14 protein-coding genes and 3 pseudogenes are annotated in these 16,157 nt (G+C 36.7%); 7 read left to right on the plus strand and 10 right to left on the minus strand.

The genetic code is table 11. The features are described 5' to 3' along the window. Positions 1-35: 35 nt before the first annotated feature. From grpE to NST05_RS09210, 8 genes and pseudogenes are all read right to left on the minus strand, one after another. On the minus strand, positions 36-608 hold the full coding sequence (grpE, locus tag NST05_RS09175; RefSeq protein WP_024704304.1) for a nucleotide exchange factor GrpE: 573 nt from the start codon (positions 606-608) through the stop codon (positions 36-38). Further along, on the minus strand, positions 601-1,683 hold the full coding sequence (gene hrcA / locus NST05_RS09180) for a heat-inducible transcriptional repressor HrcA (protein WP_024704303.1): 1,083 nt from the start codon (positions 1,681-1,683) through the stop codon (positions 601-603). The genes grpE and hrcA overlap by 8 nt, the downstream gene beginning before the upstream one ends. A gap of 187 nt (positions 1,684-1,870) precedes the next feature. Further along, positions 1,871-2,455 (minus strand): glycoside hydrolase family 73 protein, encoded by a 585-nt coding sequence (locus NST05_RS09185; RefSeq protein WP_084828435.1) that lies wholly within the window; start codon positions 2,453-2,455, stop codon positions 1,871-1,873. Then, entirely contained in the window at positions 2,452-3,249 is a 798-nt protein-coding gene (locus tag NST05_RS09190; protein ID WP_037623333.1) for a M15 family metallopeptidase, read from the minus strand. The genes NST05_RS09185 and NST05_RS09190 overlap by 4 nt, the downstream gene beginning before the upstream one ends. Further along, positions 3,236-3,940, minus strand: coding sequence for a histidine phosphatase family protein (locus NST05_RS09195; protein WP_071417283.1), 705 nt, complete (start codon positions 3,938-3,940; stop codon positions 3,236-3,238). Before NST05_RS09195 ends, NST05_RS09190 begins: the two co-directional genes overlap by 14 nt. A 116-nt stretch (positions 3,941-4,056) precedes the next feature. Further along, a complete protein-coding gene (locus NST05_RS09200; RefSeq protein WP_084828434.1) occupies positions 4,057-5,394 on the minus strand; it encodes a PFL family protein in 1,338 nt (445 codons plus the stop codon). Positions 5,395-5,411: 17 nt separating this feature from the next. Further along, the gene (locus NST05_RS09205; protein ID WP_071417285.1) at positions 5,412-5,678 is read right to left on the minus strand and encodes an ACT domain-containing protein; all 267 of its coding nucleotides are present in this window, start codon (positions 5,676-5,678) and stop codon (positions 5,412-5,414) included. Between the two features lie 322 nt (positions 5,679-6,000). After that, positions 6,001-7,219, minus strand: a pseudogene (locus NST05_RS09210) (CapA family protein). Between the two features lie 155 nt (positions 7,220-7,374). Between NST05_RS09210 and NST05_RS09215 the strand changes: the two are divergent. Both NST05_RS09215 and dhaL read left to right on the plus strand, forming a co-directional pair. Then, positions 7,375-8,055, plus strand: coding sequence for an IS6 family transposase (locus NST05_RS09215; protein ID WP_014621075.1), 681 nt, complete (start codon positions 7,375-7,377; stop codon positions 8,053-8,055). After that, a complete protein-coding gene (gene dhaL / locus NST05_RS09220) occupies positions 8,034-8,528 on the plus strand; it encodes a dihydroxyacetone kinase subunit DhaL (protein WP_256498068.1) in 495 nt (164 codons plus the stop codon). The genes NST05_RS09215 and dhaL overlap by 22 nt, the downstream gene beginning before the upstream one ends. Before the next feature lie 519 nt (positions 8,529-9,047). Here the strand turns inward: dhaL and NST05_RS09225 are convergent. Continuing rightward, complete coding sequence (locus NST05_RS09225; RefSeq protein ID WP_071417287.1) at positions 9,048-10,346, minus strand: polysaccharide deacetylase family protein; 1,299 nt, start codon at positions 10,344-10,346, stop codon at positions 9,048-9,050. Positions 10,347-10,514: 168 nt separating this feature from the next. Between NST05_RS09225 and NST05_RS09230 the strand changes: the two genes are divergently transcribed. From NST05_RS09230 to NST05_RS09250, 5 genes and pseudogenes are all read left to right on the plus strand, one after another. Continuing rightward, positions 10,515-11,195: an IS6 family transposase gene (locus NST05_RS09230; RefSeq protein WP_014621075.1), complete on the plus strand. Its 681-nt coding sequence runs from the start codon at positions 10,515-10,517 to the stop codon at positions 11,193-11,195. A gap of 57 nt (positions 11,196-11,252) precedes the next feature. Further along, positions 11,253-11,960: pseudogene (locus tag NST05_RS09235) on the plus strand (CHAP domain-containing protein); the annotation flags it as partial. A 536-nt stretch (positions 11,961-12,496) separates the two neighbouring features. Further along, on the plus strand, positions 12,497-13,396 hold the full coding sequence (locus tag NST05_RS09240) for a hypothetical protein (protein ID WP_340743001.1): 900 nt from the start codon (positions 12,497-12,499) through the stop codon (positions 13,394-13,396). A 61-nt stretch (positions 13,397-13,457) separates the two neighbouring features. Beyond that, positions 13,458-13,730 (plus strand): helix-turn-helix domain-containing protein, encoded by a 273-nt coding sequence (locus NST05_RS09245; RefSeq protein WP_024704300.1) that lies wholly within the window; start codon positions 13,458-13,460, stop codon positions 13,728-13,730. A gap of 10 nt (positions 13,731-13,740) precedes the next feature. Continuing rightward, positions 13,741-14,957: pseudogene (locus NST05_RS09250) on the plus strand (tyrosine-type recombinase/integrase). A gap of 598 nt (positions 14,958-15,555) precedes the next feature. Here NST05_RS09250 and NST05_RS09255 read toward each other — a convergent pair. Continuing rightward, complete coding sequence (locus NST05_RS09255) at positions 15,556-16,149, minus strand: hypothetical protein (RefSeq protein ID WP_340743002.1); 594 nt, start codon at positions 16,147-16,149, stop codon at positions 15,556-15,558. Positions 16,150-16,157 lie beyond the last annotated feature (8 nt).

The raw sequence follows: 16,157 nt of genomic DNA on the forward strand, positions 1-16,157 counted from the left end.
TCTCATAGTTTATTGTCGTTTCGGACAAGGTTTTTTTAGTTCTCTTTGTATACTACTACCATGGCTGGGCGTAGGATGCGGTCATGGAGTTTGTAGCCTTTTTGGAAGACTTGTGCGATGGTATCCGCCGGATGCTCATCATCTGCAGGCATGGTTTGAATAGCCATATGAAAGTTGTGATTGAACTCACCGTCTGCTGCGATTTCTTCGATTCCTTCCTCTTTAAGAGCATTTATCAAACTTTCCTGTATCATTTCCAAACCTTTTTTAACATCATCAGTCAATCCTTCAACAGCAAGAGCACGTTCAATGTTATCAAGTGCTGGCAAGATTGCTTTTGCTAAATCTTGGCTACGATACTTTTGTAATTGTTGACGTTCTTCTTTAGCACGGCGTTGAATATTTTGCATCTCTGCATGGACACGAAGGTACTTATTTTCAAACTCCTCTGCACGCGCTTGAGCTTCTTCAAGCTCAGAAGTTTCCTTTGTTTCTTCTACAACTTCTTCAGTTGTCTCGGTAGCTTCCTTTGCTTCTTCTACAACTTCTTCAGTTGTCTCGGTAGCTTTCTCTTCTTTTACTTCTTCTTTTTTAATATCTTCAGTCAAGGCATTCACCTCTTTCTATATTTTTTAAAACGTTACGGCTTAAGAAAACTTCGTAATGGTTGCTATTGAGATAACGGTAATAATCCGTTAGTTTCATAACCAGAACTCGACTGATAACGTTGACTAAACTAACCATGCGACGATAATCCATTTCAATGGGTCCAATCACATGCATGAGTGCCATCCCACGATAGGGGATCAAGAATTTATGACTCATAACCGTGACATTTTCAAGAGCTTCTTCAGTTGATTCTGCGACCGAAATTTTGGTCACTTCATCATCGGAGATAGCTGATCGAAGCGCAAGAGCCACATGTTGTGGATTATCCAAAAATTGATAAGTGTTCAAATCAGCATAGGCCAGTGATGCAACCTTACCTTCTATAAAAATCAGTTCCTTAAAGAGGTGTGAAAAGATATAATCAAACAAATCTAAAACATTATCTGTTATCTTAAAATACTTTTGCACAATCTGAGGAGTCTCTGTTCTCAATCGGTAATGGATATCTAAGACAGTATTTCCTAAAAACCGTCCTTGAACAAGCTTATGAAAAATTTCCAAATCGCTTGACAAGAAATTCTTTGGAATGGCAAACTGAACTGTCACTGGCTTAGATTCATCTAGAGTCAGAACTGCCAACGCATCGTGATTAGACAGCTGAACAATTTCAAATCCTGTCAGACGCTGTCTGGTCGGTTCCACATCTTGAATCACTGCTGTGTATCCTGTCATTTCTGCCAGCAGCTTTGCCGCCGCATCCAAGATATCTTCAAGTTTAAAAGCTTCAAAGTCGAAGGCCTTGACAACTTGGTAAACATCTTGCTCATCAATCGTATCAAGATTCAAAGAATTAGCAACAAAATACTGGAAACCTGCTCGGCTTGGCATGCGTCCACTAGAGATATGAGCTTTCTCAAGATAACCCATCTTTTCTAACTTAGCCATGTCATTACGAATGGTCGCTGAACTTGAATCAATCGAGTCTTGTAATGCTTTAGAACAAACTGGTTCATGTGTACGAGTGAACATCTCAACTATCAAATTCAAAATAGCGTTTTGCCTTTGCGTAATCACGATGTCACCTCATTTCTATTTATTAGCACTCTCGTACAACGACTGCTAACTTATGATTCTATTATACACCTAAACTTAAACATGTCAACCCAAAAAACAAAAAAATTAGCACTCTTTTTGAAAGAGTGCTAAAAATACATCTAGAGACCTAGAAACATTAAAAAACACCCTTAGGGGTGTTCTAATCTCAGAGATCATATTTTACCAAATTATAGGTCTCAATAATAGAAATAAGATGTTTAGCGTAATCAGGATCACTATTAAAACCTGCAGCTTGTAGCTTTTCTGCCGCAACTTTATAACTCGTAGTTCCTGCCACCTCTTTATAGGTTGATTCTCCCCATCTACCTTGGCGTAGTTCTTCTAGATAAGATGACATAGAACTTGACCAGTCTCTAAAAACTGCAAAATCTACTTTTTGATATTGCCATTTGCCTTTACTATAAACATTATCCTTTAGATAGATATGTTCTTGTCCTGGCCGAGCAGGGAGACTGTAGATATTATGGTATTTAACAGATAAGAGACTACTACCATAGTTCGACTCATATGCGGCTTGGCTAAGGAGAATCGACGCAGGGACACCATAGTTTTTAGACATTTTTTGTGCTGTTGGCGCTAAGTTTTCAATAAACCCTTTCTGCGTATAGGCAACCTTTACCGTACGAGCATTATCAGCTGTAGATGCATGAAGAATCAGCGGTAAGAGAATCCCTAAAGCGAAAACAGCAACTAAGATTATAAAGGCTTTTAGTTTAAAACGTCGTCTCACTTAGTTTTCTCCTTTAATAGTACCAGATATTCTTCCAAAGTAAGATTATGTGCAGTCATGTACTCTGCTGATTCTTTACCAACGTAGCGGAAATGCCAATCTTCATACCCCACACCTGTTGACGATGTTTTACCATCTGGGAAACGAAGAACAAAGCCATACTTTGGCGCTATTTTTTTGACCTTAGCCACAGTAGCTGGATCTGCTTCATCTAAACTGTCTACAGTACTCATGTCAATCGCAAGACCTGTCTGATGCTCACTAGCACCCGGTGGTTGTGAATAAGTCTGAACCTTCTTCTCTGCCTGGGACTCTGTCAAAGTAGGATCATCAGCCATTTCCTGCTGAACATAACTGTTATAAAGTTCTGTCTGATAGGCAACACTACGATAACCCGAAATCAAATGATAGCTTGGATTAATTTCTTGAGCTGCTGCTAAAAATTCTTCAACATTTTTCGCAATTCTCGCATCTACAGAAACACCATATACGTTAACAAGCTCAGGATTAAGCTCTTTAGACTTATTATCTCGATTTACCAAAAGCAATTTCCAGTCTTTAGGCAATACATCAGGTAGTCCTTTTGTATCCTTGCTTTGAGTCGAATCAGTAATTTGCTTACTATTTTTTGTTACTGACGATCCATTGGTTTGTTGGACCGTACGACTGACACCAAATACTGAATAAAGTCCTGCTGTAACTAAAAGAATTGCAGTCAAGACGCCACTGATAACCAAAAACCAATTGGTTTGCTTTTTCGCCTGACGGCGACTCGGATAGCTATTTTTTACCATTGTCTTTTTCTATTATCTCTCGTCCAACCTGACGATAAGTCATATCGCCAAGTGTTTCCAATGTGAATCTACCATTTTCATAAGCAACGACAGTAACCGAACCGTTGTCCAATGGAGGATGCTCGACAGAAGGATCCATTAACCAAGCAAAAGTTGCAATGGTCATACTGTGACTAACGACGAAAGCATCACCACCACCGGACCTTTCAAGATCCTCTGCAATAGCTGTAAAACCTTCTATAATACGTTTTCTGAGAACTTCCCAAGATTCTGCCCAACCAGCCGTATCTACATCAAGGATACTCTGGGCAAGCTCAGGATAAGTTACATCATGTATATTCTTACCTTGAAAAGCAGCTGTTCTCGGCAATACACCATAAAAAAACTCGCCATCATAGCCACCATCAAAACTACCAAAACACCACTCACGAATACGTTTGTCACGTTTATAAGGAATAGTTTCCAAACCCGTCTCACGTAAAATGATGTCCATGGTCTGAATAGTTCGACCTGAATCACTAGAATAAGCAGATTTGAACGGGATACCTGCCGCTTTCAGACCTAACCCCAGTTCGCGAATTCCTTCTTCACCGAACGGGGTCAAAGGGCTATCAGACCAACCTTGAACACGACCAATAGTATTAAACATAGTCTTGCCGTGTCTCGCAATATATAACTTAACCTTACTCATGACCCCTCCTTCTTTCCGTCATTTTGAACTCATTATAGCACAAATCCACCTGACTATCTAGCTAGCGAAATCATCAGAAAATGCCTTACCAATCCGGTAAAGCACTTATCATCCGTTTAGTTTTTAAAGCTGTGAACAGGGGCTGGGATTTGGCCACCACGCGCAATGAAGTCCGCCGATGAAGCTTTGTTTACCTTCATTACTGGTGCATAACCAAGAAGACCTCCAAGTTCCAACATGTCCCCTTCCTTACCATAAGGAATAATACGAACAGCTGTTGTTTTCTGATTAATGACACCAATAGCCGCTTCATCGGCAATCATGGCCGCAATTGTTGTATCTGGCGTATCAGCAGGAATGGCAATCATGTCTAGACCAACAGAACAGATAGCCGTCATGGCTTCCAATTTTTCAAGGTTGATATGCCCAGATTGAACTGCTGCAATCATTCCTTCATCTTCAGAAACTGGGATAAAGGCACCTGACAAACCACCGACCTGGTTACATGCCATGATACCACCTTTTTTAACTTGGTCATTAAGAAGAGCTAGAGCCGCAGTAGTACCATGCGTACCAACAACTTCAAGCCCCATGGCTTCAAGTACACGAGCTACCGAATCACCTACTGCTGGAGTTGGTGCAAGAGACAAGTCTACAATACCAAACTCGACACCTAGACGTTCGCTAGCCATTTGACCAACCAACTGCCCTACACGTGTGATTTTAAAGGCAGTTTTCTTAACTGTTTCAGCTAAAACATCAAAACTTTCACCTGGAACCTTCTCAACAGCACGTTGCACAACACCAGGACCTGAAACCCCAACATTGATTACAACGTCAGCCTCACCAACACCGTGGAAGGCACCTGCCATAAATGGATTATCTTCAACCGCATTAGCAAAGACAACCAATTTACCTGGACCCATTGGATCTGCATCAGAAGCCTCTTTAATGATACGTCCCATATCACGTACCGCTGTCATGTTAATACCAGTTTTTGTTGAACCAATATTAACAGATGAGCAGACAAAATCAGTCTCAGCAAGCGCACGTGGGATAGAATCAATAAGAATCTCATCACCTTTTTGGTAGCCCTTTTGAACTAATGCAGAGAAACCACCAATAAAGTTAATGCCAATTTCCTTAGCTGCACGGTCTAGTGCCTTAGCAAACGGTACATAATCCGTCGCATCTGTCGCTTCACCGATAATTGAAATCGGAGTAACAGAAACACGTTTATTAACAATCGGAATACCAAGTTCAGCCGCAATTTCGTCACCAACAGCTACCAAGTTCTTAGCCTTAGAAACAATCTTGTTGTATACCTTTTCTGCTGCCTTATCAATATCTGAATCGATACAGTCTAGAAGTGAAATTCCCATGGTGATAGTACGAACATCAAAGTTCTGCTCCTCAATCATAGCAATGGTTTCTGTAACCTGTTTAATATCCATTTTCAACTACCCCTATCTTATAAGTTGTGCATAGCATCAAAAATCGCTGAGCTTTGGATATTGATTTTGACGTTTAATGATTCACCAAAAGCTTCTAATTCAGCACGTAGGTGTGTAAAATCTTTCTTATCTTCCGATGATACAACCGCCATCATGGTAAAGAATTCATCAAGAATTGTTTGAGTGATATCATCAATATTCAAACCAAGTTCTGCGACCTTAGTCGCAACACCTGCAACAATACCCGCTTTATCCTTACCTACAACTGTAATAATCGCTTTCATGAGAAGCCTCCATCATTTTATTTTGTATAATTTTAGCATATTTTGATTAAAAACGCTATTTTTTATAGAAATTACACCTTTTTTATTGGAAAAAAACGAATGTTTCTACAACATTTAACCAGTATCGTTTATAAAATTCAGTCTCTATCAATCCAACAACTTGTGGATAAACTTGTTAACAAGTAAAACAATACAATTCTAATAGAACCATGAAAAATCAAGGTTTAACACTGAGAACAGACTTATCCACACCTGTTGATAAGTCTGTTGGTAACTTGTCGATAAAGCTAAGATATCGCCAAATTTTAGCGATATCTTAGCTTTATTTCCATTTTAGATTAACATGAGCATTCATTTCTTTATAGGCAGTATCTATACGCTCTTTAGTGTCTTCATCTAGTTTATTTCTGTATTTTCCACCTTTAATGAAATCCTCTAAAATATAGGTTTGATAAGTATATAAAGGATATCCCTCTGGCGAAATTGTTCCCTTAGGTGTGCGGTTAACCCAGGTTGGATGCGCTTGAGCTGTCTTAATCGTGGTTTGACCATTATTTTTCTCAAGAGTGACATCCATTAAGACGCCCCTCTCTGTCCATGCTGCACTATCCACACCATCCATAGTCTCTATGCGCTGGTTAGAGATGAAATTCCCCATTGAGTAAATAATGAGTTTTTGCTGTCCATCCTTTTTAACCACTTCAGACGGATCAACCACATGAGGGTGGCCCCCAAAGATAATATCAGCACCCCAATCAATCATCTTATAGTAAAGCTTTACCTGTTCATCTGTCGGTTCCAAACGATATTCCACGCCCATCTGTGGCATGATAACCGTAACATCAGCCTCTTTTTCAGCCCGCTCAATCTCTACTTTCATCCGTTTTTCATCAAGATTCGACAAATGATTCGCAATCTCTTTTTCGGTCAGATTTGACTCCAAGCCATTGAAACCATAGGCATAAGAAAGTATTGCTACCTTGATGCCATTAACATTCTTGATAAACAGAGGCGCCTTATCACGCACAGGATTTTCATAAACACCAACAGGGTCAATGCCCACCTCTTTAAATGCATCGGCTGTTGTAAAAGCTCCCTCTAAACCAGAGTCCAAAATATGATTATGGGCCAAATCCATAACATCATAGCCGGCATCACTAATAGCTGCCGTCACTGATTGAGGAGCATTAAACAGAGGGTAGCCTGACAAAGGATAATCAGGATTGATAGTTCCCTCAAAATCACCCAAGACCAAATCAGCCTGCTTTAACCATGGCTTCACATATGTAAAATTTTCAGTAAAATTCATAACTGCCATCTGCCTGCAAGGCACTCATATAGAGACCATCATGATAAAGCAAGTCCCCATTAGCCATGATACGTGCTGTCTGTACTTGATTTGAAACACTCTTTTGCTGCTCATTTTTACTATGAATAATCAAAATTTCAAGAAAAAGCAAACCTAAGACAAGAGCAATCAACCTCATCAAAATCTTATTAGTCATCGTATTGTCATGCTTTTTAGCTTGGCTCTGTTTCATCATATCTCCTTTTTCATACTCCTAGTGTAACAAAAAAATGTTATCCATAGATGATAAAAAAGATTAATAAACGGTTACATCAGTTCTGTTGCAAAGTTTTAAATCTACTATCAAATAAGTTAGAATAATAGAAAAAGATAGCAGGAGGAATGACGATAAATCATTTTAAAGGAAAGCAATTTCAGCAGGATGTGATTATTGTAGCCGTGGGCTACTATCTTCGTTATAACCTTAGCTATCGTGAAGTTCAAGAAATCTTATATGATCGTGGCATTAACGTTTCTCATACGACGATTTATCGTTGGGTGCAAGAATATGGCAAACTACTCTATCAAATTTGGAAAAAGAAAAATAAAAAATCCTTTTATTCATGGAAAATGGATGAAATATACATCAAAATTAAAGGAAAATGGCATTATTTGTATCGAGCCATCGATGCAGATGGTTTAACCTTGGGTATTTGGTTACGTAAAAAACGGGACACACAAACAGCCTATGCTTTTCTTGAACGGTTAGTTAAGCAGTTTGATGAACCGAAGGTTGTAGTCACAGATAAAGCCCCCTCTATTACAAGTGCCTTTAAGAAACTAAGAGAATACGGCTTTTATCAAGGGACAGAACATTGTACCATTAAATACCTGAATAATTTGATTGAACAAGACCATCGTCCAGTAAAGAGACACAATAAATTCTATCGAAGTTTACGCATTGCCTCAACCACGATTAAAGGCATGGAAGCCATTCGAGGATTATATAAGAAAACCCGAAAAGAAGGCACTCTCTTCGGCTTTTCGGTGTCTACTGAAATCAAGGTATTAATGGGAATAACAGCCTAAATCATAGATACCGTAAGGGATTTTATTCTTTATTTAAAACTTTGCAACAGAACCGTGATACCTTTAAAGTTCTTTCGATGGCAATGATCTCCAAAGTTGGAGGAGCTTCAGGTCCGCTATATGGTTCAGCATTCATGAACATGATGAAAGCGACAAAGGATGTTGACGTCATCAATTCACAAGAGCAATTAGGGAAAATCATCGAAGAAGGTACAAATGGGATACAAGCAAGAGGAAAAGCTGAAGCAGAGGATAAAACAATGCTAGATGTTTGGTTGCCTGTTACGGAAGCATTAAAAAACAATCAGCTAACCGCAGACGTCATCGAAAATGCCAAAGAACATACTAAAAATTTGGTCGCAAAAAAAGGACGTGCTTCTTATTTAGGGGAGCGGGCGATTGGACACATTGATCCAGGAGCAGCTTCTAGTGCAATCTTATTCCAGACATTACTTGATGTGATTCATGGATAGAAAGGGCTATTTATAAACTGTAAAAGCCTATCTTTGAACGACAGCATAAACTGTTGCAAAAGTTAGGCTTTTTATCTGCTTTCGTGTGTCTACCTAGAGCTTTTTCTGACAGAAGTATTTACCAAAAGTTAAACGAAGAAAGTGAAAATCGAGAAGAAAGAATCACTCTTTAGCATGAAAAAAAAAGAACTTTATCCTGATTAAAATAACGAAACAATCAAATATGACTTGTGCAAAAAAAGAGATGAGACCACTGCTACTTTTAGCAATGGTCTCACCTCTGTTTTACTGGTTATCGTCAGGTCAAAACGGTTTTTTTACAACCTATCTGCGGTATTCAAGAAGCTGTTTTTCTCTGTTCATTCTTATTGCTTGATGCAGACCAGCCTTTTCACAATCTTATCCACGGTGTTCAAGAAGCAACTCCTCAGCAATAAGCGCTAGATTTCCAAAATATGAGAAACTATTTTAGAAATCTAGTTCTTATTTGCTCGGAGCTGGACGCTTCTTTCACAACCTCTATCCTCGATCTTTTTGGTCATACACTTCTTTGACGTTGATAAATTGATCAAGTATTGGATTTTCTCCTTTTAGGTCAACTTCGAAACGGATACCGTCAATATTGATTCTGGCGTTACGGTAGTAGTCAGTTCCTAGTTGTCCCCATGCAGGAGTTGAGGCATCGACATTGCAGAAGATATCAAATCCTTGTTGTTTCAAGTAAGCAAATTTTTGATTTGCTTCAGAATAAGGTTGCCAATCGCTGATGTCAGCGCCAAATGGGTAGATCAAAATATTTGTTTTGCCTAAAATAGGTGCAACTTCATTTTGCCAACGTTCATTATCTTGTTGGATATCGGCTAAAGAAGCTTGTGTCATATTCAAGTGTCCCCAAGTATGAGAAGCAAAACTCCAACCATCTTTCTTTAATTGATCAGCAACTTTTTTGGCTGCTTCGATTTCTTTGTTTGTTTTTTCGTTATCACCATATTCTGATTTTGATGTACGGTAACCTAATACACCATTATAGCCTGTTAAAGCTAACGTTCCTTTGGCGCCTTGATAAGAAAAATCGGGATGTTTTTTAATGAATGAATCGATCAATGGAACCATATCATAGTCACCAACAGTTTCCTTCTTATTGTCGATATAAATATTCTTGATTTGGTTCTGTTTATCGACAATCAACTTACTTGGAAATCCTGAATTGTCCATGTATTCATAATAGCTGACATCGTCTTGCGAAAGAATTAACGGTTTCTTTCCTTCTGGAAGAGAAACACCTGTAAAGGTCAGTTTTCCATCTGTTCCTTTTTTGACTAATCCATTTAGATTAACAAGAACATAGTTATTTTTATATAACTGATCAAGGGTTTTATTGAATTCGGAAATAGTGACCATATAATCTTTATACCCTTGTGCTTGCTGGGTATGAAAAGCCTTAGCTGGATCAACAATCAGACTATGAAAGAAGACGTGTGAGATTTTGGTCGGGTCTTCCCATTTTACCAAGGATTCTTTTTCTTTTTTCAAAGTTGCTAACAATTGTTGCGCTTCTTTGGCGTCGTCTTTTTCAAGTAAGGCGATGGCTTCATCATAATGATAACTTGCAGCAAGCTGTTTTGCTTGATCAAGCTGTTTCGTCGTTTGTTTATCTTCAACAGGTTTTGAGCTGCTGCTTGAGTGTTGAGTTGTTTGACTAGTGTTTTCTAATTTATTGTTTGTTACTGCTTGTGTAACAAAAAAGATACTTACACCTAGAATAATAACAGTGCATACAGAAGTGACAGCCAATATGATTTTGTGTGTATGTTTCATTTTATCGTCCCCTACTACTTTTTGATTTCAAAAACCCCCGTAAGCTTTTCTTAACCTTTTGAAAAACTTCCCATAACCATTGTAACGAATATAGGGTTCTGTTGCAAAGTTTTAAATCTACTATCAAATAAGGTAGAATAATAGAAAAAGATAGCAGGAGGAATGACGATGAATCATTTTAAAGGAAAGCAATTTCAGCAGGATGTGATTATTGTAGCCGTGGGCTACTATCTTCGTTATAACCTTAGCTATCGTGAAGTTCAAGAAATCTTATATGATCGTGGCATTAACGTTTCTCATACGACGATTTATCGTTGGGTGCAAGAATATGGCAAACTACTCTATCAAATTTGGAAAAAGAAAAATAAAAAATCCTTTTATTCATGGAAAATGGATGAAATATACATCAAAATTAAAGGAAAATGGCATTATTTGTATCGAGCCATCGATGCAGATGGTTTAACCTTGGGTATTTGGTTACGTAAAAAACGGGACACACAAACAGCCTATGCTTTTCTTGAACGGTTAGTTAAGCAGTTTGATGAACCGAAGGTTGTAGTCACAGATAAAGCCCCCTCTATTACAAGTGCCTTTAAGAAACTAAGAGAATACGGCTTTTATCAAGGGACAGAACATTGTACCATTAAATACCTGAATAATTTGATTGAACAAGACCATCGTCCAGTAAAGAGACACAATAAATTCTATCGAAGTTTACGCATTGCCTCAACCACGATTAAAGGCATGGAAGCCATTCGAGGATTATATAAGAAAACCCGAAAAGAAGGCACTCTCTTCGGCTTTTCGGTGTCTACTGAAATCAAGGTATTAATGGGAATAACAGCCTAAATCATAGATACCGTAAGGGATTTTATTCTTTATTTAAAACTTTGCAACAGAACCACATTTGACTCTAATCCAGAAAATGCCAATAATTTTAACGATGAAGTAGCCGTTGTTGGACTCACAAAGCAGACCATCATTGGCAATAAAAATGAAACCTTCAAAGTCCAAGATGACAAAGCGCAAAAATTTGCGAGTGGTTCTCTCAACACGTCAACAGATGGTGGCGTCTACTTCACCGATACCTCTGGCTCTAGGAAAAGGCGTGCTGAAACCATGCAAAAACTCGATACCTATATCGATGAGCATGGAGGTACACCAAAAGCCCCTGAACAGACGACAGGAAAAACCAGAGACGGAGGTGGTGTCACAACAGGGGATGTCCCACAAGGCTATAGCCTCACCAAAGAAATCAATACCTCAAGCCACACAGGACTGTCTTATCCTTGGGGACAATGTACCTGGTTTGTCTATAACCGAGGAAAAGAAGTCGGTGTTAGCTTCGGAAAGTATATGGGAAATGGTGGCCAATGGATGAGTGCCCCAGGGTATCAGACAACTCATACCCCAACCGAACACTCCGCTCTATCTTTTAGCCCAGGGCAAGCTGGAGCAGATCCAACTTATGGCCACATCGCCTTTGTGGAACAAGTCAAATCAGATGGCTCCATCCTCATCTCTGAATCAAACATCAAAGGACTAGGAGTCGTTAGCTACCGCACTTTTGATGCAGAAACAGCAAAACAATTTACTTATGTCATTGGACACTGATGATGGTTTTAATAATATTAATTTTTAGTATTATTAATTTAGATACGTTTAAAATCAATACTAAATGTTATAATTAATACAAAAATGACTAGGCGATCTAATGAACGAAGTTGCTAAATCAGAAAATCAAAAAGAAGAATCAATCAAAAAAACTTACAATCTTTTGATTTATTTAAAAATGAGACAGATATCAAAACAACAGATATCTTTGAAATAAGTAGTCCTTTTGAACAATCTCTCCCCAACATGATTAAAGAAAGTTTCCCATTTGATATCTTAAACTTATTTGATACTAAAGGACCCCCCTATTCAACTTTTCAAACCAATATCTTAATCCTAACACTAAAATACTAGATTTCAATAATGCTACTCTATATGAGGTTGACTTTGACAGTCTATCTCCTGACACCAAAGCGAAACTTCAAGAGGTCGCTTATAAAATTGGGGAATCTAGAAAAGTAGAAGGAAATCTTAGGGCTGTAATTGTAGACACAACCGATCAGAAGAATCGTGTTGAAGATTTGACATTAAGGAAAATGACCAATAACAACGAAAATCAAGTTCCTAGTGATCTAATCGCTCAAGCTCAACTTAAACAAATCTATAACTTACTGTTAGATATCAAAGAAAATCAAGATTATCAGATTAGATGGGAAAGAAACAATAGTATACTAGCTCCATTTTATTCAGCTCGTACAAAAGTTATAGAAGCCAACAATAGCAAAGATTTCAGAGAAAAAGTTAAGTCACTAAAGGATGCAAATACATTATTTGAAGAATCAGTAAGTGCTATTAAATCTGATATAATTTCAAATAGAGATGAAATTATTAAGAAAATCAGCCAACCAACATACCGTCAAGCCTCTTTACAAACACATGCTGATTTTTTACTTCAAGACATAGAAATTATGACTAAAATTGTTGGTATGCAAATTTATATCGATTTAACACTAAATAATGAGGGGATAGCCCATGATCGGCTACTATCTTTTCAAGGTTCGATGGAATTAGTTTCTAAACAAAATATTCCATACAAAACAAATTATTTGAAAGAACTAGCAAAAAAACTTCTTTATGTAAAAGAATTAAAATGGATAAAGAATAATAGTATCCCAAAAGTAAGTTTGTTAGAATTAATTCATAATCATTACAGCTACTCAAAAAACAATAGGGACTTATTTATTAATATTAATACTAAATTAATTGAATTCCACCAAGATAGTAACGTTAACTTAAGCAATACCGAAACAGCAAAAATCGAAACGGAGAAAAAAATGACACTAAAAACGAAGAAGTGTAAAACTTGTAAAAAAACAATCTCATCACCTAAAACAATACCAATTTGTGATGCATGTCGTAATAAGGGCAAACAATTGACAGTGGTCGGGGTCGCTTTGCTAGTTTTTTTCAACAAAATAATAAATAAGAAGAATTAATCTTTTTAACAGCAGGAGAGTATTTTACTCTTCTTTTTTATTTTTAAGAGGAGAATAATATATGCTAGTACAATTGCCAGAAGAACAAACTCAAGAAATTCAGCAAATGATTGCAACACTAATAAAGAATGAAATTCATCATTTTAAAGAGGATATTGGGGCTGACAGCACTTTTCTAAACAAAAAACAGACTTACAACTACCTAGGTATCTCTAATAATACACTTGATATTGGGATTGCAATGGGATTACCCTATATCCGAATCGGAAAATCTATTCGTTTCAACAAGAAAAGTATCAATCAATGGATGACAAGATTAGAAATCAGCGCATAAGGAGGTAAATATGTCTATTAAGAAAACAAAAAATGGAACATATCAATTACGACTTTACATTCCAGAAGATGTTCAAGCAAAATTGGGTTTAGGTAAACTTTTTGAAAGAAAATATAAAACCAGACGAGAAGCCAAAGAAGTAGAATTAAAACTTTCTATCGACATTAAAAATGCTAAGTCTGGAAAAAGCCATATAAACATAAAAAATAAAGGAGAAATCATATTCAAAAAATTTTATGAAGATATTTGGCTCGAACCATACAAAGCAGGTCAAACCACAACAACAATAAAACCACCCACAAAAGCAACAGTTTTCCAAACAGAAAATATATTCAGGCTACACATTTTACCCATTCTGGGTAAATATTCTATCGAATACCCAAATAATAATAAACAACTTATTCTTTCATTACTTACTCCCAAAGCAAATAGCTATGCTAATTTCAAAGTAATTAGGAGCTATGTTAATTCTGTTTTCGATTGGGCTGAGGAACTAGAATATATTCCATCAAATAAACTCCGCAAAACAATTACTAGAATTAAAGCTAATAAAAAGATTCTCCTTAAAGAAAGCAAACGAGAGGAAGATTTATCTCTCGATAAAGAAGAGCTGAAATTATGGTTACAAGCTTTTGACATAGACTTAGAGAAAGGACTTATTGATTTAAAAGACTACACTCTCTTTTATACGACATTCTTTTTATCCGATAGAAAATCAGAAAGTTATGCTCTTCAATGGAAACACATCAATTTCTCTACTGGAGAAACACTGATAGAACAAGCTTTAGATCGTTTCGGAAATATAAAACCCACCAAAGGTCGTAAGAAAACACTCTTTAAAGCACCATCAGAACTAATGGAACTACTAGCTAAATGGAAGGTCCAGCAACAAAAGGAATTAAAACTATTTGGTTTACGCCAGACTCAAAAGCAGTTTGTGTTTACCTATAATGACCGATCCAATAATATCAACCTTCCACTTCATACAGATTACCTCAACTATAGAATGAATTCTGTCAGACGTAGGCATCCAGAACTATCCCCTGCTTCACCACATAAGTTAAGACACACAGGTGCCACTCTTGCAAGAAAATCTGGCGTTCCCCTAGAGATTATTTCCGAGGCATTAACTCATAGTGATAAACAAATTACAAAGACCTATGTTAACACAAAAATATAGTAAATCAAACTGCTGGAGATATTGCATATAGAAGCTTAAAAAAATAATAGGGTGAACATGGGGTGAATTTTGGGGTGAACTTTATAAATTTCAACAAAAAAAGACACCCAAGAGATAACTCTTGAATGTCTTGAAACATTGATATAATCGTATTGATTAACGTTTTGAGAATTGTGAAGCTTTACGAGCTTTCTTAAGACCTGGTTGGTGGAACTTACATCTCTTTAAATACTAAAAGTCTTTATTACCGCACTTTTATCACTATGTACTTTTCACTTTATGTTATATAATTTCAAATAATTTCTTTTAAATAAGGTAAATTTCTTAACACTTCCAAAAAAATAGAATACTGAGCTAGAGGTTATCTTATTAGACAAGGAGCCTTTTTTATCTCAATTAAATAAAAAAATATAAAATTGCTCAAAACAAGGAAAAAGGTTTTCAAATCAATGTTTGAAGACCTTGAACTATACCGGTACCGGCAGCCGGTATTTTGATATTTTAATTAAAATCGATTTGCTGATTTTAAAGCATTTGGATAATCTAGGCTACTTAAAAAGTAGCTTATTTTGTTATTTTTTGGGAGAAAAATTGGGGCAGAATTTCTCTAAAAAGTAGAAAAATCATGTATGCCTATACCTATGTTTAATTTATTAATCTCCAGTCATTATCTATTTTATTTTTCGATATTTTCCAAGGTTCATTAATTTTAAAAATAGGTGTCTCATGATAGTTATCCTTTGAATCATAATATGAAATTCTTACTTCATCAAAGTTTTTTCCTTCCATATCTTTTTGTAAGATTGCAAATTCTAAATCAAACCGTTTAATTTCATTTCCAGCTAGCAAAAAGGTATAGGAGCCATTTTCTCCATAAGGCTTGCTTTCACCGTCTTCTTCATAATGGCTTAATTGAACAGTCTTACCAATCACCTTTCTATGATTATACAAGACTAGGTTAATATTTCTAATAACTTGTTTAGTTGATTTCATATTGTGAATTTCTATCCATAATGGAACATCAAACATTAAACCTTGGAATGCACTATTTTGGAATCCCCAAGGTTTACCAGTCATTTTATTGTAAACTGATTTAATATAGATTTTTACTTTTCCCTTGTTTGCAAGTATTGAAGTTACAAAAGTTTGTGCAAAAAAACCTATTATTGTAGAAATCAAAGAAATTATAGAACCTAAAATAAGTATTAACATTTCCTGCTGCTGAAATAATTTCCCCATTGTACACC

Source organism: Streptococcus sp. FSL E2-3494, from assembly GCF_038007085.1.
GTDB classification, from domain to species: Bacteria; Bacillota; Bacilli; order Lactobacillales; family Streptococcaceae; genus Streptococcus; species Streptococcus thermophilus.

Bases quoted from the DNA above. Each gene is read 5' to 3' on its own strand.
- NST05_RS09230 (WP_014621075.1), top strand. From the start codon at position 10,515: ATGAATCATTTTAAAGGAAAGCAATTTCAGCAGGATGTGATTATTGTA.
- NST05_RS09205 (WP_071417285.1), bottom strand. From the start codon at position 5,678: ATGAAAGCGATTATTACAGTTGTAGGTAAGGATAAAGCGGGTATTGTT.
- NST05_RS09255 (WP_340743002.1), bottom strand. From the start codon at position 16,149: ATGGGGAAATTATTTCAGCAGCAGGAAATGTTAATACTTATTTTAGGT.
- NST05_RS09200 (WP_084828434.1), bottom strand. From the start codon at position 5,394: ATGGATATTAAACAGGTTACAGAAACCATTGCTATGATTGAGGAGCAG.
- NST05_RS09245 (WP_024704300.1), top strand. From the start codon at position 13,458: ATGCTAGTACAATTGCCAGAAGAACAAACTCAAGAAATTCAGCAAATG.
- NST05_RS09225 (WP_071417287.1), bottom strand. From the start codon at position 10,346: ATGAAACATACACACAAAATCATATTGGCTGTCACTTCTGTATGCACT.
- NST05_RS09240 (WP_340743001.1), top strand. From the start codon at position 12,497: ATGACCAATAACAACGAAAATCAAGTTCCTAGTGATCTAATCGCTCAA.
- NST05_RS09195 (WP_071417283.1), bottom strand. From the start codon at position 3,940: ATGAGTAAGGTTAAGTTATATATTGCGAGACACGGCAAGACTATGTTT.
- NST05_RS09190 (WP_037623333.1), bottom strand. From the start codon at position 3,249: ATGGTAAAAAATAGCTATCCGAGTCGCCGTCAGGCGAAAAAGCAAACC.